Below are 16,837 nucleotides of genomic sequence, written 5' to 3' on the forward strand. Positions count from 1 at the left end.
CAGGTTGTAAATCGCAGATTTCGTTTCGGATCTAGTTTTCAGAGAATAAACTCTGAGATGTAAGCTAAGCTATGCGTTTGGTGGCGATGGCGGAGGGGTTCCACACGTACCCATCCCGAACACGACCGTTAAGCCCTCTAGCGCCGATGGTACTTGGACCGCAGGGTCCTGGGAGAGTAGGACGCCGCCAAGCGAATTCCCTTTGGGGTATTTTTTTTGCCCCCCTCGTAAGGAAAAGGGAAATATATTGGGGCCCTTAGCTCAGTTGGTTAGAGCGCACCTCTGATAAGGGTGAGGCCGGTGGTTCGAGTCCACCAGGGCCCACCATATAGTTTTAAACCACAGTGAAACATGGGGCCATAGCTCAGCTGGGAGAGCGCCTGCCTTGCAAGCAGGAGGTCAGCGGTTCGATCCCGCTTGGCTCCACCATTCCCTGATAGCTCAGTTGGTAGAGCACTCGACTGTTAATCGAGTTGTCACAGGTTCGAGCCCTGTTCGGGGAGCCATTCAGGAGAGGTGTCCGAGTTGGTCGAAGGAGCACGATTGGAAATCGTGTAGGCGCCAAAAGCGTCTCGAGGGTTCGAATCCCTCTCTCTCCGCCAGATAGAATTTTGTTACTGTGGCCCGTTGGTCAAGGGGTTAAGACACCTCCCTTTCACGGAGGTAACAGGGGTTCGAATCCCCTACGGGTCATATATATGGAGGCTTAGCTCAGCTGGGAGAGCATCTGCCTTACAAGCAGAGGGTCGGGGGTTCGATCCCCTCAGCCTCCACCATATAGTTTTTAAATAACGACGCGGGGTGGAGCAGCCCGGTAGCTCGTCGGGCTCATAACCCGAAGGCCGCAGGTTCAAATCCTGCCCCCGCAATTATACTTTCTCTGAAGAAAGTGATCTGGAACCGTGGTGTAGTTGGCCTAACATGCCTGCCTGTCACGCAGGAGATCGCGGGTTCGAATCCCGTCGGTTCCGCCATTTTTACTCAAGTAACATTTTATACCGTGCCGGTGTAGCTCAACTGGTAGAGCAACTGACTTGTAATCAGTAGGTTGGGGGTTCAAGTCCTCTCGCCGGCACCATTTATTGCATTTACCTCTGAATTTATAATAGAATGTATATTGTAGTTTCAGATGGGAATACTGAGATACTCTCAGCGAATGTAAGGGATAGCTTATGGCGATCGTGGCGAAGTGGTTAACGCACCGGTTTGTGGATCCGGCATTCGGGGGTTCAATTCCCCTCGATCGCCCCATGTTTTCTTAATGGGGATTAGCCAAGCGGTAAGGCAACGGACTTTGACTCCGTCATGCATAGGTTCAAATCCTATATCCCCAGCCATTTTAGTTTTTAGTTTGAGTCATTAGCTCAGTTGGTAGAGCACCTGACTTTTAATCAGGGTGTCGAAGGTTCGAGCCCTTCATGACTCACCATTATATTTTGCGGTCGTGGCGGAATTGGCAGACGCGCACGGTTCAGGTCCGTGTGGGCTAACCCCCGTGGAGGTTCGAGTCCTCTCGACCGCACCATATATTTTGCGGAAGTGGCTCAGCGGTAGAGCATCGCCTTGCCAAGGCGAGGGTCGCGGGTTCGATTCCCGTCTTCCGCTCCAATATTTGCGCCCTTAGCTCAGCTGGATAGAGCGTTTGACTACGAATCAAAAGGCCGGGAGTTCGAATCTCTCAGGGCGCGCCATTATTTTCATAAGTATCGGGATGTAGCTCAGCTTGGTAGAGCACCTGGTTTGGGACCAGGGGGTCGCATGTTCAAATCGTGTCATCCCGATTTTTATATGCGGGTGTAGTTCAATGGTAGAACTTTAGCCTTCCAAGCTAATAGCGTGGGTTCGATTCCCATCACCCGCTTCATGGTAACAACAAAGAGAGCTCTTGCTTATTGCAAGGGCTCTTTTTGATATAGTAATCTTAAGTAAGAAAATAGTGGGAGGACTTATGAAAAATAAAATAGAAGCGCCAAAGATTCCCCTGGAACTCGAAGACTTATCGTTAACTTTAGAAGCATGGGAGAGTAAAGAAGAAATCAAACATGGGCGATTTACCAATATCTCTATTGAGAATCAGAGCGCCAGCAGAGTTTCATTCGATAAAGTGGTCTTTGAGAACGTGATCTTCAGCCAGTCCTCTCTCCCCGAAGTCGAGCTTACTGATGTAATTTTTGATAAATGCGATTTATCCAATATGGACTTTAACGGTTCTTTCCTCCACCGAACAGAGTTTAGAAACTGTAAATTGCTTGGTACCAATTTTGCAAATAGCAGGCTCCAAAATGTAAGCTTTCAGGGCTGTGTAGCTGACCTTTCTTTATTTCGATTCTCCAAGTTTAAACAGGTGAAGTACACGGAATGTTCTCTGGTGAGTGGCGATTTCTTTCAAGCTACTGCCCAAAAATTGGAGTTTTCTGAATGCAATATAGACCAAGCTCTTTTGTCGGGTGTTAAGCTTAAGGGAGTGGACCTTAGTGACTGTAGCTTTGAAAGGTTACATGTAGATATTGAGGATCTGAACGGATGTATCATCTCAGATGCTCAGGCCGCCTCTTTTGTTGGATTATTAGGCTTAATTGTGAAGTGAGTTTGATTATGCGAGTGATCTTTGTTTAAATGAAGAGATCAATGAATGTACAACATCATGCTTTCACTGATAAAAAGGAGGCGGATTATGAAAAGGGCTCTGGTTATTGGAGGACATGGAACATTAGGTAAGGCTGTTGTTGCGAAGCTTCAGGAATATTCCGTTGAGGTCATTACAGCCGGCAGGCAATCCGGAGATTACCAGGTGGATATGACATCCACAGAGAGTATTACATCCCTCTTTGAAACGGTGACTAATATTGATTATGTCATTGTTGCAGCCGGCCAGACCCATTATGCGAAGTTGGAGGAGCTGACCCCTGAGAACAATATGATTAGTGTGCAGGGGAAATTACTTGGTCAAGTGAACATCGTCTTGATTGGACAGCACTACATCAACGATATGGGAAGTTTTACGCTGGTCAGTGGCATTATACAGGACCATCCCATTCTCAAAGGCGCATCCAGTGCTATGGTCAACGGTGCAATTGATTCGTTTGCCAAAGCAGCAGCTTATGAGTTGCCCCGAGGTATACGTCTGAATTCGGTTAGTCCTAACCTGTTTGTTGAATCCGCAGAGAAATATAAAGGTGTGTTTATCGGATTTAATCCGGTGCCTGTGGAGCGAGTCGCCAATACGTTTATCCAGAGTGCACTTGGGATCGAAACAGCCCAGACCTTTAAAATATACTAACTGTAAGAAATAGTAAGTATAAAGGAGATCAGCAGAATGTTCCTGCTGATCTCCTTTTGTTTTGGTTGAAATGGAAGTTCGGCTTTAAAATTTTCTCCGTTGCCCCATAAGCCGCTAGATACCATTACTTAGACTCATACGATATAGACAGCAACAACCAATTAGTATCTTTCCAAGATCAGTTGAGTTTTCAGGCCATCCGCAGGAATGAGCCAGTTTTTGTTCTCCAGCACTTGCATCAGTTGGGTACGCAGTCCGGAAACAGCTGTAGAATCAGCTGTTTTGAACGAGATCTCAACGATATTCTCTACACCTGTGCCTGCTGCGTTGCGAATTGGCCATACTTCAAGGGTGAGTTCCTGTCCATTCCATGTGCCTTCATAACGTTGGAATGTTACCGGGCCGTAAGCACGGGATGCCGTGAGTTGTTGTTTACCCCAGTTGGAGGAGGACCAGTTTTTTAATTTGCCAGGCAGCTTGTCCAATAACATGCTCAAGGCTTCCTGCTGTGATGGAAGTTGTACGCCTGTAGCTTTGGTATCCACCTTTTTAGTGTTGGAGAAGCTTAATGTTTGTTTGCCATATCCCCAGTCAATTTCAGCCTCGTAGTTATCATCTGACGCATCAAATCCCTCTTGGTTAGCCAGAGTCAACGCCGCATTAACATCACCATTAATGACAGGGTAGCGCTTCTTATAAGTCAGTTCATAGTTATTCTTGTCATCCTTCTTCCGAAAACGGACGTTCCATCCCTGTTGATCCAGATTGAGCGCGTTGGTGTCGAAATACTCTGCACTAATGTTTCTTGCTGTGGAGCTCAACCCAAGCGTCTGAATGACTTCACTGCGTGGTGTCCCATCTGTGTTCAATACCAGCTCCGGCTTAGCCAGGAACTTCACTTCATAAGCAGGAACGGCGTTGGCTGCTGCTGAAGCCTGTGGTGCTTCCAGAAACGTCAGTCCACTTCCCAATGTCACGATGCTCAGCATGAATGAGGCGGTTACCTTTTTCCATTTTTTCAAAACCAATCACTCCCTAGGCTGGATTAACGTACTAACCCACTTTATCGTCCGAGTATATGAAAGCGATTAAATGGAAGGGCTCGTTGCGTTAACCCTGCATAGATTTGATGAATGCCAAACGATAGTTTATATGGGATGGCGGAATCATGAATTAAAAAGAGAGAGGCTGTGGCTCATGTCCCGCAGTACTTCCTTGAAGCGGTTGACCTGGACGGAAGGATGACGATCCTTGTTGTGGACGGTATAAATATGCCGCGGAGCCTGCTCCCCTGGAATGGGGAGGACCTTGATCAGTCCATGCTGCTCTTCCCACTGTACGGCCATTCGTGACATGAACGAGATATGACCACCGAGTAGAACCAACTGCTTAATCGCCTCCAGAGAGTCCATCTCAACGGTGCTTCGCAAACGAATATCATGTTGCTCCAGCCATTGGTTAGTTAAACGTCGAGTGCTGGATTCATCCCCATGCAGTGCAAAAGGAACCTGTGCCATATGCTCAGGTTTCAGCACATCCCTCTGAGCCAAGGCATGCTGTGGAGAGCAGATTAATACCAGATCATCCTCACATAGTGTTTCTGCCTGAAGTACCGGACCCACAAAAGGCTCTGAGGAGATCACACCCAAATCAATCTGGTGACGGATCAACATTTCGCGGATAACGGGTGAAGGTTTGACCGATAACATAATTCGAATACCGGGGAATTCCTGAGAAAATGTATTCAAAATAGGCGGCAGCAGATACGTTGCAGGTACATAGCTCGCTCCAATGTGCAGGGTGCCCCGATAGAGGCTGTCATATTCCTGTACTACTCGGCGTGCCTCCTGGGTCAGGGCATTGATTTTCACCGAATAGTGTAAAAGGGCTTGTCCAGCCTCGGTGAGAAACGTCTTTCCACTACGCGATTCAAATAATCGAACCCCCATCTCTTCCTCCAGAGACTTCATATGAAAGGTAACGGTAGGCTGCTTGATGCCGAGAAGCTCGGCCACACTGGTCATATGATGATGCTTATCAATGAGTTCAACAATTTGCAGTTTAATCAGGTTCAACGAATCCAACACTCCTCTCGGGTAATTTGAATCACCTTATATAGATTTAATCTATGAAGATCAACAGAATTCATCTAAAAAGTTAATTCCAATTTTACATTTCTAACATACAACTCGCGAAAGCGGACGTTAGACTGAGAACAGTACAAGAAGACAGGCAGGGATGCTTATGAAAATGGAAATTAGGGGAATTCAAAAATCATTCAATCGCACTCCCGCGCTGCTGCCCACGGATTTAACACTTCAGCATGGACAGTTTACGACGCTGCTCGGCCCATCCGGCTGCGGCAAAACGACGTTGCTGCGCATGCTGGCGGGGCTCGAGCAACCAGATGCGGGAGAAATCGTTGCGGATGGCAAGAGTTTCTACTCGGCGACGAAGCGAATAGATGTACCGACACATAAGCGTAATCTGGGCATGGTGTTTCAGGATTTTGCATTATGGCCGCATATGACAGTATACGAAAATGTGGCGTTCGGCCTGAAAGCCGGAAAGCAGAAATCGGATCTGCGCCAGAAGGTGACCGAAGCACTTGGCATGGTACGCCTGCAAGGCATGGAGGATCGTTATCCTCATCAGCTGTCGGGAGGACAGCAGCAACGGGTTGCTTTTGCCAGAGCGGTAGCAGTAAGGCCGGGGATTATCCTGTTCGATGAGCCACTAAGTGCACTGGATGCTGTGCTGCGGGAAGAGATGCGAATTGAGATGATGTCATTGGTACGGGATATGGGACTGACAGCGCTGTACGTCACCCATGATCAAGTTGAGGCGATGTCGATGTCAGATGAGATTGTGGTGATGGAGAAGGGGCGCATATTGCAAAAGGGAACCCCGGAAACGATCTACGCATCGCCAAGCGATCCTTTTGTTGCTTCGTTTATCGGAAAGTCCAACTGGCTTACGCCTAATCAGTCCATGGTGAGACCGGAACATGTCTCCTGGAGCAAAACAGGTCATGACGATCTGTGTTATCAGGCGGTAGTGCTCAGCGTCAGTTATGTAGGAGAGCGTTATGAAATTCGGGTGCAGATGGAGGGACTGAGTGTATGGACAGCCTATCTGGATCGAAGAGTACGCGTAGGGGAGAAGGTTCAGCTCTATGTAGCCCCGGAGCGGATTTGCCGAATGAACGGACAAGACACTCCGAATGTGAAGCCTAGAGAGTTCATCGCAGCAGCCAACTGATCATGATGAGCATAAAGGGCCTCAGATCAGGAAATAGGCCATGAACAGAATCATTAAGTAATGAAACGGATTATCAAGGAAGTGTAACTTCTAGAAAGTGAATGATCAAGGAAACGTACCTTCCTGAGAGCATATTATCGGTAAGTCTCATGAATAGAGGCATGTGTTGGCGGCAATAGCGACCATAGTGGTAACGGCGTAAACAGCGTGAGTTTGCAGAAACTTGAATACGAATATAATCAGAAACCAAGGGAGATGGAATGAAAATGTTGGGTATGAAAACACGGAAAAGAAGCGCAATGCTGTTATTATCAGCGGTAATGAGTATCAGTTTGTTCGGATGTAGCACAGGTAATTCAACTACTGGGAATGCGGGTCAAGCTGCTGGGGAAGGCAGTACGGCTACTGCATCGGCGGAAACGACAAAGCCAGCAGGAGGTAAGCTGGTATTGTACAGTGCAGGACCTCAGAAGCTGGCGGATAACATCATCAGCGGATTTACAGCCAAGACGGGCATTGAAGTGGAGATGTTCCAGGGTACGACAGGTAAAATTCTGGCTCGCATGGAAGCTGAAAAATCCAATCCGGTAGCGGACGTGGTTATCCTGGCTTCCCTGCCTTCGGCACAAGCACTGAAAGCGGACGGTCTGACACTCCCATATCCTGATGCGGAGAATGCAGACAAGCTGAACAAGGATTGGTCAGATGCCGATGGCAACTATTTTAGCTCCAGTGCATCGGCACTCGGAATTGTCTACAATACGAAGCTGGTGTCCACGCCACCAACCAGTTGGGCTGAGCTGGCAACACCTGCCTGGAAAGATGTTGTGAACATTCCTGATCCTACACTGTCCGGTTCCGCGCTGGACTTCATTACGGGATACCTGAGTGTGAATGGAGATAAAGGCTGGGACTTGCTGGACAGCTACAAAGCGAATGGTGTAGCGATGGCAGGAGCGAATCAGGAAGCACTTGACCCGGTCATTACCGGAGCGAAAAGCATCGTAGCAGCTGGTGTGGACTACATGGCGTATTCCTCCAAAGCCAAAGGTGAACCGCTGGACATCGTATATCCAGAGGAAGGGACTGTAATCAGTCCAAGACCGGCAGCGATTCTGAAATCGAGTCAGAATGTGGAGAATGCCAAGGCGTTTATCGACTACCTGTTGTCCGATGAGGCACAGAAGCTCGTTGCAGATGCTTATCTGATCCCGGGACGTGAAGACATCGAGGCGACTAACCGGGCTAATCTGAAGGATATCCCGCAGCTTAAAGTGGATTGGAACTGGATGAGTGAACACGGAGATGAGACAGCGGCACGTTTCTCCGAGACTTTTAAATAAGAATAGTGTTATGACCTGCCGTGAGTAACTAGAACAACTAGAGTGAAGAGACGATTGTCTTGTGGAAGTCATGTGAGGTGAAATCGTAGTGAAACCTGTTGTAGTAGACAACAACCGTATTTTTCGGAGAGTGGGCGTGATTCTGGCCCTCTTTCTGCTAACGATAAGCATTGGTGTACCGCTCTTGCTGATTTTCTGGCAAAGTGTGTATCCGGATGGGCAATGGGATTGGATGGCTCCGATTCGCACCATTACCGGACAGCATTTATCCGGGGTGCTGCTGAATTCTGTCTGGCTGGGGATCTGCGTGGTAGCTGTAACAACTCTGCTGGCATTGCCACTGGCCTGGATGATGGCGAAGACCCGCATGGGTCAGCATCGCTGGGTGGACGTGATCCTGATGATTCCGTTCATGACCCCGCCGTATATCGGCTCCATGGGATGGATTTTGTTTATGCAAAAAGGGGGATACCTGCAACAATGGGTGCCCTCCGCTGCGAGCTGGAGTGAATTATTCTTCAGCTTCTGGGGCATGGTGCTCATTATGAGCCTACATCTGTTCCCTTTCCTGTATCTGTTGCTTCGGGATGCAATCATTCGCATCGGAGGCAATCTGGAAGAAGCGGGAGCGGTGCACGGGGGACGTGCGGGATACCGATTCAGACGTATTATTTTGCCACTACTGTTGTCTTCCTATGGCATGGGGATCATGCTCGTCTTTGTCAAAACGATTGCGGAATTCGGAACACCGGCCACCTTCGGGCGCCGTATCGGTTATTATGTCATGACCTCTGAGATCCACAAGTATATCTCCAGTTGGCCGATTGATTTTGGTAAAGCAACCTCGCTTGCATCGGTGCTGCTGTCGGTCTGTCTGGTGATGTGGTACATGCAGTCTGCCATGAGTCGAAAGTTCACGTACCGTCTGGTAGGGGGCAAGGGGCAGCGATCTAAACGATATTCCCTACGCGGCGGGGCGGGTTGGTTGTGCGGGTTGTATCTCGCGTTGCTGCTGATTCTGTCGGTGGGTATTCCGTATTTCTCTATTATTGCTGCGTCGACTATGAAACTGCGCGGCGCGGGATTGTCCTTCGACAATCTGACGCTGGATCATTACCGGGAATTGCTGTCCTGGGGATCAGTCAGTATGAAAGCAATCGGAAACAGTCTGGGGCTGTCACTAGCAGCTTCGACGGTTGCAGTTATTATCGGTACAGGTTTTGCACTGACGATTGGTAAATCGTCTTCCTTTATGCAGCGTGTCATTGACCTGTTCAGTCTGCTGCCGAATACGGTGCCTGGCATTGTCATGGTGGTGGGTCTCATCCTGTTCTGGAATTCACCATGGATGCCATTCACCCTGTACAACTCGTACGGAATGGTTGTTCTGACGTATGTGGTTCTCTTCTTGCCGTACACGGTGCAGTATGTCAAATCAAGCTTCACCCAGATAGATGGAACGTTGTTCCAGGCGGGTCAGGTCTTTGGCGGAAGACCGTTATACATTCTGCGGCGTATTCTTCTACCACTGATCATCCCCGGCATGCTGGCCGGATGGATGATGACATTCACCATTGCCACCCGGGAGCTGGTGGGATCACTGTTGATTTTGCCTCCATCGATGCAGACATCGGCAACGTATATTTTTGCTCAATTTGAACAAGGTCAGGTTTCATTGGGAATGGCGATGGCCGTGGTGACTGTCGGTATGACGGTACTGATGTTGCTCGGCATTGAAGTTCTGAATTCGAAGAGAAAGTGGAATGCATCATGATCAAACTGAAGGTATGGGGCGGCGCCGGGGAACACGGGCGCTCTGCCTATCTCCTGAGAGGGAGCCGGGTACAACTTTTGCTGGATTGTGGCGTGAAAAAAGAAGGAGCCGGCGAGTATCCGTTGATTGAACCGGAAATCGTTAAAGAGCTGGATGTGGTTTTATTGTCTCACGCCCATGAGGATCATTCTGTCGCTATTCCATTGCTCTATAGGATGGGGTATCAGGGTGAAGTATGGACGACGCGGGAAACCAGGGAGCAATTAGACACCTACTTCAGAGCTTGGCGAAGAAATATGGAGAGGGCAGGACACGCCCTCCCATACGAAGAAGGTGATGAACAGCTGATTCGCTACCGATTTTTGGAGGACGAAGCCGAGGGTGGAACCTGGTTTGAAATGGTCCCTGGCGTCTCGGTGGTGTGGGGGCGCAGTGGACACCTTGCGGGATCGGTATGGTTCGGGCTGGAAATGGAGGATAAGCGGATACTTTATTCCGGTGATTACACCTCCGAATCCATGCTATTGCAGGAGGATTGCCCAGCGGATGTATTCTGGCAGGCAAGGGTACCACGTAACAGGCGTGGATTCGATGCTCCAGTTAGTCAACGTTGGAAAACGGATATACGAACCGTAGTGAATGGTAGGCATGTCTTGGCAGGGGAGCCATCCGCGTCGCAGACTCTTCCCTTTGCTGCATCCGAGGGGATGTTACGATCCCATGTATCAGCAGGTAGAACTGTGGAGCAAGGGGATGCCTATGCCGTATCCAAGGGAGTAGAAGTGAACAAAGCATCTTCCTCCGGCCTGCTGGATTTAGTGATTATGGATGCCGCATATGGTACTGACCGCGATACGCAGACCAACAAACTGGAACAGCTGGAACAGGCCATCCATGAGACGATTGCCCGGGGTGGAAAGGTGTTAATGCCTATGCCCTCGGTGGGGCGTGGTCAGGAAATCATGTTGTGGTCACAGCAGCAGTTCCCTGACGTTCCGATTGTAGTGGAACAAGGGCTGGTGGACGGACTGAAGCAGCTTTTACATGCTCCATATTGGCTTAAGGAAGAGGAAGAACACATACCGGGTTCTGTGAAGGAAGCGATTGGGCGTTTTCTGGAGGGTCATGGATGGGAGATGCCTGTGACAAAGGAAGAGCGAGAGCGGCTACTGCATCAACATGCTGCCTCTTTGTGGTTCATTCCGGACGGGATGATGCAGTCCTCTCTTGCCCGCTGGTACTATAACCAGTTTGCGGACGATGAAAATAATCTTGTACTGCTCACTGGGCATGTCTCTGCTGGCACCTATGCTTACAGGCTGTTGCAGAATCCTGCAAAACACGGGGCGTGCGAGGTACGGAAAATTCGTTATAAGGTGCATCAGGGATGGAAGGATGTCGAGAAAATGCTGCATCAGGTTCCTGCAAGGCATACGGTGCTTGTGCATGCGGACCGGGCAGAGACGGATAAACTGAGAGAAGGCTTGCTCAGAGAAAAATGGGTCTCGGGGAAAGGAATACTGCATTCACTATCTCCTGGAGATGAGCTGTATCTGTAAGTTGAATTTGATAAAGATTGGATCTATGTAGGGCGTCCCTGGGGACGTCTTTTTGAATGTGGATTTTTAAATAAAAAAAAGCATGATGAGAAGTTATGCTTCTCATCATGCACAGGAGATGATTCAAGGAGAGAATCATCCGGATATCATCCGATGTCTTTTAAAATTAGATTAGGGCTCGCGCTGAATAGGATGCTCCAGCTCTGAATGGCCCATCAAGCTATCGAGGGCTTCACCGTCCACCAGAATATCGATACTTTCTACTTCATCGTATTGAAACATCGTCTGGGTCAGTGCATCCAATGCAAGCAGCTCGCCACTGGTTCCCAATTTGGCCTCATCCGGAATATGAACATCCAAAGTGACTTTGCCCTCACCGTACTGTTGGGAGAGCAATTCGACTTTTTCCCAGAGGGATACGAGCTCCGAATCGGTATTGTTTTGTAAAGCTTCAAATGTTTTTTTGTATTTCTCGGAATTGTCCTTGTATTCAATTTCCTGCTCTTTTTTCTCAAGTTCCAGTACCTGGGCGTCTGCAAAATACACATCAACCGCTTGTGTGTTCATTGTGCCCAGATCCACCTTTGTTTCGGATGGGTTTGGTGACTGTCCCCCCTGAACAGCAGGTTCGGCCGATCCGGATTCACTGACTGGCTTCTGAGCACAACCAATGCCAACTATCATTAAAAAGCATAAGACGAGAGCACATCCCAATTTCGTTTTCAATGGATCACATCCTCCAGCATATTTACATTATGTTTTATCATTTAATTTATACCCAGATATTCCTTAATCCCATCTGCTATCGCTTGAGCGGCTTTCATCTGAACAACATCGGACGACATCAGTTCTTCATCCATAACATTACTCAGGAATCCCACTTCCAAAAGTACTGCAGCCATGGTCGTATCTCTGATCACTTCCAAGTTGCCATTTTTCACACCACGGTCTTTGAGCCCCATGGCTTTAACCAAACGTTGATGAATAATATTGGCTAATTCCTTGCTGCTGCTGCGTTGATAGTAGAACGTTTCTGTTCCTGTTGCCTGAGGTGAGGACTCCACATTATTGCCATGGATAGATACAAATACATCCGCGTTTAATTGATTGGCGAGCCGAACACGCTCCGGGCGAGTGGGATAAGTATCACCGTCACGAGTCATCACTAATTCGATATCCGGCTCATTGAGAAGCAGTGCTTGTACTTTGAGAGCCAATGCCAGATTATATTCTTTCTCGGGTTTGTTGGTGATGCTGGTTGAACCTGGATCTTTACCCCCATGGCCTGGGTCGATGACAACAACCTTGCGTCCTGAGTCGCCTACAGGAGTTACAGGAACGGGTGTGACGTTATCTCCCGAAACATTTAGATCGATAATTAGTTTATCGGCAATGATGTTCTGGCTGTACTGTACATCCTTCACCTGATTCAATTCAACGACAATTCGAACTTGACCAGGGTCTTGTTTAAAAAGAGAATATCTAACTTCCGTTACATTGGGGTATGCGTCCACATCCAATTTGCCATTCATGTTTTGATTCAAAGGTTGCGATAGATCACCAAACACTGCTCCGGGCAGATCCACGACCAGACGATCGGGATTCTTCAAAGTCGTCATCACTGGTTTGGATTCACCATCCATAGACACGACGAGCTGATTGTTGGCAAATTGGATATCGGTAACATGTGTAAGTGATGTTGGGCTACCGTTTCCTGAACCGTTGCTCGGCTCAACATTGGGCACTTTACTGGTGTCGGTGTTGATTAAGTATACGATCTTCTCCTTGTTGTTCCATTTCACGTTGAGTCCCATTTGTTCACTGACAAATCGAATGGGTACCACCATGGTGTTATTTAAAATAAGTGGGGCTGTGTTCAGGGTAACTTGCGTGTCAGCAACCATGGCTTGCTTTTGATCAACGGTTAAAGAAATCGTCTTGTCATTTTGCTGGATCTTTACATTACGTGTATTTTGATTCCAATCAACTTTGAATTTCAAATTTTCGGCAACGACACGAATCGGAATCATAACATTCTTATTCACGATGGTCACCTGAACGTCACTTGGGAGGATTAATTCCTCACCGTCCAAGAAGATTTTCGACGTGCTTGCAGCCGCATTTCCCTGATGAGGGAGTACAACCAGCAAGAACAGACTTAGAAACATTAGTAAAATCGATTTTTTCATTATGCACCTCTACTATTTAGATCGTTACTGTATGGAATACTTATCCAGCTTGAACCATTCGGCAAACTCGTTACGGCTGATTTTCTTAAGAGGCTTCACCTTGTTACTCTCTATGCTATACCTATAAAGTATCATTTGATCAGACGGGTACTCACTGATGTAATCTAGTATTTTTCCGTTTTTTTGCCACAAAATCAGAATGGTACTAATATAATTGGTTGCCCTTGGTAGGTATACAAAGCTCTCTTTCTGAACATTGTAGATAGCTATTGAGCTTTTGGAGGGATCTCCGTAAGAGAAGGCTATCTGATCTTCGTTGGGTGCCCAGTTATAGTCGGCAATCGTTTCTATGTTTTTCTTGCCTGCTTTTTTCAATCGGTCATTTAATTCCGTCACTTCACCCGTTTGAAGGTTAAGCAGCATCAGAGTGCTTCCTGAGCTACGTTCTGCGTGTATAGCAAGCCATGTATTGGAGTTAGAGGCAACAACACTTGTGATATCGAGCCAATTGTCTTCCAAATCACGCGTTTCAATCGTATGTTTCTGGCTCCCCTTGGTGACGACAATGGATTGAATTACGTTTTGTTCAAAAGTAGGCTTACCTTCCAACTTCACTGTAGTAGCGGTTAAAGTAATATTTCCTCCTTTCCAGATGATTTTGTTGGTACTGTTGTTCCTTTTAAACGGTTTGACGCTTGAATAGATGGAAGGAGTTACAGAAATCGCATTAATGGAAGAATGTGAAATTAGTTCTGATGCGGCTGGTTTGGCACCAACAACGGATGACGATGTAGTCGTCAATCCCCCCAGTAATAGCACAGTTGAAAACCAAATAACAGCGTTGTTCACCTTGGTATCCCCTTCCGCTGGTGACAGTTTATAAACCCTCAACATGTCGATTCCAAAATATACCTTCATTATATAAACGGTAAAATTGTAAAAATGTTTCTTTTTTGATCGTTATTTATCTATTTTTATTTATAGAAGCATCTTGTGAGCATTCCAGTTCGGACAAAGAGTCACTATGGTTGAAAGAGTGTAATTAAATTTCATAAAATATTTGACTTGTGAAATTTTATATCATATACTGGGTGAAATTATGGCAGGATGACGTGTTCATCGGGTCTGGCGGGAGGTTGTGAATGGATGGATACAGGCAGCTATCCGATGTGGGAGCAATATCGCTTGAAACGGGAGCATTACATCATTGGACTGATGTCAGGCACGTCCCTCGACGGGACGGATGCGGCATTGGTGCGTATTCTGACAGATGACAGCGGGGCATTGCAAAAGATCGATCTGGTTGACTTCGTCTGCGTACCTTACTCCAATGAATTGAGAGAAGTACTGATTCGACTATGTTCACCGGAGACGGCACGCGTGGATGAGCTGACGGCTGCACATTTTGGCGTATCAGAGTGGTATGCTCACAGTGTCAGAGAGCTTATTCGATCCTCAGGAATCTCGTCCGGTCAGGTGGATGCGATCAGCATGCACGGACAGACCGTATGGCACGCACCTGTAGCCTCGGCTTTTCCAGGGCCAGCAGGAGAGAGTCTTCCAGTGGTGTCCACGTTGCAGATTGGCGAATGCGCCGTTGTACGTGAACGAACGGGCCTGCCAGTGATCGGCAATTTGCGGGCACGGGATATGGCGGCTGGTGGGGAAGGGGCGCCCCTTACTCCTTATGCCGATGCGTTGATGTTCCGCAGTCCAGAGGAAGGACGACTGGTGCAAAATATCGGCGGTATTGGCAACGTTACGGTGCTTCCATCAGAGTCTTCTAATGAAGGCATTTCGGCTTTTGATACGGGACCTGGCAATATGGTGATGGACGCGATCGTACGCCAGGCGACAGCTGGGCGGCAGCACTATGATCCGAATGGAAGCATCGCCGCACAGGGAAAGTTCGATCAGGATCTGGTGGATCTGTGTTTGGACGATAACTATTTCAAAAGGCTCCCTCCCAAGAGCACCGGACGTGAAGTGTACGGTGCGGCATATGCAGCACGCCTTATGGAGATGGCTACTGCGCGTTCCTTATCCCTGGAGGATACGCTAGCTACCGCAACTTGTCTGACCGCGGAGACGATCGTACGGGCAGTGAAGGATTTTATCCTGCCCAAGATGCAAATATCGGCCATGCTCGCCTGCGGTGGTGGCACTTCCAATGCCACGTTAATGGAGATGATCCGTCAGAGACTCCCGGAAGGCATCCGTTTGGAGCGAACAGCGGACTATGGTATACCAGATGATGCTCGCGAAGCGATTGGATTTGCCCTCCTTGGCCATGAGGCACTTATGGGCAGAACCAACACGCTCCCGGCAGTAACCGGTGCGAAACACGCCGTAATATCGGGCAACCTGACACTGTAGTGCAGCAAGGCTTTTGAATGAGTTGGGCTATGCAAGGGCGTTTAATCAATTAGACTCTATTGGAATTATAGGATAAAATGCTTGTACATGAAGGCAGTACGGAAAGGAGGAGCGGATGGAAGGCATGAAAGGTGGACTTGTACGTTTACGCGCATTAATGGATGACTTGACTCCGTCGGAACGGAAGATCGGAGCTTACATTCTCGATCATCCCCAAGAGACGGTTCAGTCCTCGGTGGCACAGCTGTCTGAACGGAGCGGTGGCAGCCCGGCTGCCATTATCCGTCTCTGCAAATCACTGGGTGTAACGGGTTTTCAGGAGCTGAAGCTGAAGATTGCCGGGGATTTGCAGACAGGTGAGCAATACCAATATACAGAGATTCGTCCCCAGGACTCCATGGAGAGCATTATTCAGCATGTGTCCGCAAACAATATTCAGTCGGTGAAGGATACCGTTCATATTTTGGACCCGCGTCTGGTGGAACAGGCAGTGGACGTGCTCGATCGGGCGAACCGGATCTTTTTCTACGGGGTGGGGGCCTCCAACCTGATTGCGCTGGATGCACACTACAAGTTCATGCGAATCAATCGCACAAGCTTTTCGTTCGCCGATCCGCATATGCAGGTTTCGTCCGCAACGACGCTTCGCGAAGATGATGCGGTGGTATGTATCTCGTATTCAGGGGAGACTTCGAACGTGATCTCCTGTCTGAAACATGCTCGTGAAGGCGGCGCTGCAACGATTAGCATTACCAAGTGGGGGAGCAATACGCTCAGCAGTTTGGCGGATGTGCCCCTGATGATTACTTCCACCGAAAGCGATATCCGGAGCGGAGCAACTTCGTCACGGATTGCACAGCTGAACGTGATCGACATTTTGTATCTGGCGATTGCCAGCCGCGACTACAACCAGTCGGTGGAATATTTGGAGAAGAGCCGGCAGGCTATTCTGGAGCATAAGTGAAGTGGAACCATATGAATCCCTTTCTGTTTATACAGGAGGGGATTTTTTGACGGACTATATCCGCTTTTAGTATAAAAAAGCCAAAAAAAGA

Annotated in this window: 13 protein-coding genes, 17 tRNA genes and 1 rRNA gene; 26 read left to right on the forward strand and 5 right to left on the reverse strand. The window is 48.2% G+C overall.

Annotation, left to right across the window (positions count from 1 at the left end; genetic code table 11):
- Positions 1–76: 76 nt before the first annotated feature.
- From rrf to ACDJ58_RS00375, 20 genes are all read left to right on the forward strand, one after another.
- Positions 77–193, forward strand: a 5S ribosomal RNA gene (gene rrf / locus ACDJ58_RS00280).
- Between the two features lie 57 nt (positions 194–250).
- A tRNA-Ile gene (locus ACDJ58_RS00285) sits at positions 251–327 on the forward strand.
- Between the two features lie 26 nt (positions 328–353).
- Positions 354–429 (forward strand) — tRNA-Ala (locus ACDJ58_RS00290).
- A gap of 1 nt (position 430) precedes the next feature.
- Positions 431–506 (forward strand) — tRNA-Asn (locus tag ACDJ58_RS00295).
- Between the two features lie 4 nt (positions 507–510).
- A tRNA-Ser gene (locus ACDJ58_RS00300) sits at positions 511–602 on the forward strand.
- Positions 603–621: 19 nt separating this feature from the next.
- Positions 622–693: transfer RNA gene (locus ACDJ58_RS00305), tRNA-Glu, on the forward strand.
- A 7-nt stretch (positions 694–700) separates the two neighbouring features.
- Positions 701–776: transfer RNA gene (locus ACDJ58_RS00310), tRNA-Val, on the forward strand.
- 19 nt (positions 777–795) lie between these two features.
- Positions 796–869 (forward strand) — tRNA-Met (locus ACDJ58_RS00315).
- Between the two features lie 27 nt (positions 870–896).
- Positions 897–974: transfer RNA gene (locus ACDJ58_RS00320), tRNA-Asp, on the forward strand.
- Positions 975–1,002: 28 nt separating this feature from the next.
- Positions 1,003–1,078 (forward strand) — tRNA-Thr (locus ACDJ58_RS00325).
- A gap of 97 nt (positions 1,079–1,175) precedes the next feature.
- Positions 1,176–1,251: transfer RNA gene (locus ACDJ58_RS00330), tRNA-His, on the forward strand.
- 11 nt (positions 1,252–1,262) lie between these two features.
- A tRNA-Gln gene (locus tag ACDJ58_RS00335) sits at positions 1,263–1,337 on the forward strand.
- 16 nt (positions 1,338–1,353) lie between these two features.
- Positions 1,354–1,429, forward strand: a tRNA-Lys gene (locus tag ACDJ58_RS00340).
- A gap of 9 nt (positions 1,430–1,438) precedes the next feature.
- A tRNA-Leu gene (locus ACDJ58_RS00345) sits at positions 1,439–1,525 on the forward strand.
- 8 nt (positions 1,526–1,533) lie between these two features.
- A tRNA-Gly gene (locus ACDJ58_RS00350) sits at positions 1,534–1,608 on the forward strand.
- A gap of 6 nt (positions 1,609–1,614) precedes the next feature.
- Positions 1,615–1,691, forward strand: a tRNA-Arg gene (locus ACDJ58_RS00355).
- 16 nt (positions 1,692–1,707) lie between these two features.
- Positions 1,708–1,781: transfer RNA gene (locus tag ACDJ58_RS00360), tRNA-Pro, on the forward strand.
- A 9-nt stretch (positions 1,782–1,790) separates the two neighbouring features.
- A tRNA-Gly gene (locus ACDJ58_RS00365) sits at positions 1,791–1,861 on the forward strand.
- 87 nt (positions 1,862–1,948) lie between these two features.
- Positions 1,949–2,587, forward strand: coding sequence for a pentapeptide repeat-containing protein (locus ACDJ58_RS00370; protein ID WP_413374572.1), 639 nt, complete (start codon positions 1,949–1,951; stop codon positions 2,585–2,587).
- A gap of 87 nt (positions 2,588–2,674) precedes the next feature.
- The gene (locus ACDJ58_RS00375; protein WP_413374573.1) at positions 2,675–3,280 is read left to right on the forward strand and encodes a short chain dehydrogenase; all 606 of its coding nucleotides are present in this window, start codon (positions 2,675–2,677) and stop codon (positions 3,278–3,280) included.
- 161 nt (positions 3,281–3,441) lie between these two features.
- On the opposite strand, the gene ACDJ58_RS00380 is transcribed toward ACDJ58_RS00375, so the two are convergent.
- Complete coding sequence (locus ACDJ58_RS00380; protein ID WP_413374574.1) at positions 3,442–4,302, reverse strand: CYTH domain-containing protein; 861 nt, start codon at positions 4,300–4,302, stop codon at positions 3,442–3,444.
- A gap of 144 nt (positions 4,303–4,446) precedes the next feature.
- The gene (locus ACDJ58_RS00385) at positions 4,447–5,355 is read right to left on the reverse strand and encodes a LysR family transcriptional regulator (protein WP_310854543.1); all 909 of its coding nucleotides are present in this window, start codon (positions 5,353–5,355) and stop codon (positions 4,447–4,449) included.
- A gap of 169 nt (positions 5,356–5,524) precedes the next feature.
- Here ACDJ58_RS00385 and ACDJ58_RS00390 point away from each other — a divergent pair, with 169 nt between their 5' ends.
- From ACDJ58_RS00390 to ACDJ58_RS00405, 4 genes are all read left to right on the forward strand, one after another.
- Positions 5,525–6,541 carry an ABC transporter ATP-binding protein gene (locus ACDJ58_RS00390; protein WP_413374577.1) on the forward strand — a complete coding sequence of 339 codons (1,017 nt, stop codon included), beginning with the start codon at positions 5,525–5,527 and terminating at the stop codon, positions 6,539–6,541.
- A 266-nt stretch (positions 6,542–6,807) separates the two neighbouring features.
- Positions 6,808–7,884, forward strand: a complete 1,077-nt coding sequence (locus ACDJ58_RS00395; protein WP_090904034.1) for an ABC transporter substrate-binding protein — start codon at positions 6,808–6,810, stop codon at positions 7,882–7,884.
- 88 nt (positions 7,885–7,972) lie between these two features.
- Positions 7,973–9,658 (forward strand): ABC transporter permease, encoded by a 1,686-nt coding sequence (locus ACDJ58_RS00400; protein WP_111620086.1) that lies wholly within the window; start codon positions 7,973–7,975, stop codon positions 9,656–9,658.
- Positions 9,655–11,217, forward strand: a complete 1,563-nt coding sequence (locus ACDJ58_RS00405; RefSeq protein WP_413374579.1) for an MBL fold metallo-hydrolase — start codon at positions 9,655–9,657, stop codon at positions 11,215–11,217. Before ACDJ58_RS00400 ends, ACDJ58_RS00405 begins: the two co-directional genes overlap by 4 nt.
- 171 nt (positions 11,218–11,388) lie before the next feature.
- On the opposite strand, the gene ACDJ58_RS00410 is transcribed toward ACDJ58_RS00405, so the two are convergent.
- Genes ACDJ58_RS00410 through ACDJ58_RS00420 form a run of 3 tightly spaced genes read right to left on the reverse strand, consistent with a single transcriptional unit; the run spans position 11,389 to position 14,255 of the window.
- Positions 11,389–11,943, reverse strand: coding sequence for a GerMN domain-containing protein (locus ACDJ58_RS00410; protein ID WP_413374581.1), 555 nt, complete (start codon positions 11,941–11,943; stop codon positions 11,389–11,391).
- Positions 11,944–11,984: 41 nt separating this feature from the next.
- Positions 11,985–13,406 carry an N-acetylmuramoyl-L-alanine amidase gene (locus tag ACDJ58_RS00415; protein WP_413374583.1) on the reverse strand — a complete coding sequence of 474 codons (1,422 nt, stop codon included), beginning with the start codon at positions 13,404–13,406 and terminating at the stop codon, positions 11,985–11,987.
- Positions 13,407–13,430: 24 nt separating this feature from the next.
- The gene (locus ACDJ58_RS00420) at positions 13,431–14,255 is read right to left on the reverse strand and encodes a hypothetical protein (RefSeq protein ID WP_413374585.1); all 825 of its coding nucleotides are present in this window, start codon (positions 14,253–14,255) and stop codon (positions 13,431–13,433) included.
- 297 nt (positions 14,256–14,552) lie between these two features.
- On the opposite strand from ACDJ58_RS00420, the gene ACDJ58_RS00425 reads away from it, so the two are divergent.
- Positions 14,553–15,782, forward strand: a complete 1,230-nt coding sequence (locus ACDJ58_RS00425; protein WP_413374587.1) for an anhydro-N-acetylmuramic acid kinase — start codon at positions 14,553–14,555, stop codon at positions 15,780–15,782.
- 124 nt (positions 15,783–15,906) lie between these two features.
- Entirely contained in the window at positions 15,907–16,746 is an 840-nt protein-coding gene (locus ACDJ58_RS00430; protein WP_413379398.1) for a MurR/RpiR family transcriptional regulator, read from the forward strand.
- The last annotated feature ends 91 nt before the right edge of the window (positions 16,747–16,837 follow it).

The sequence above is a fragment of the Paenibacillus taichungensis genome (assembly GCF_047302525.1).
Classification (GTDB): Bacteria; Bacillota; Bacilli; order Paenibacillales; family Paenibacillaceae; genus Paenibacillus; species Paenibacillus taichungensis_B.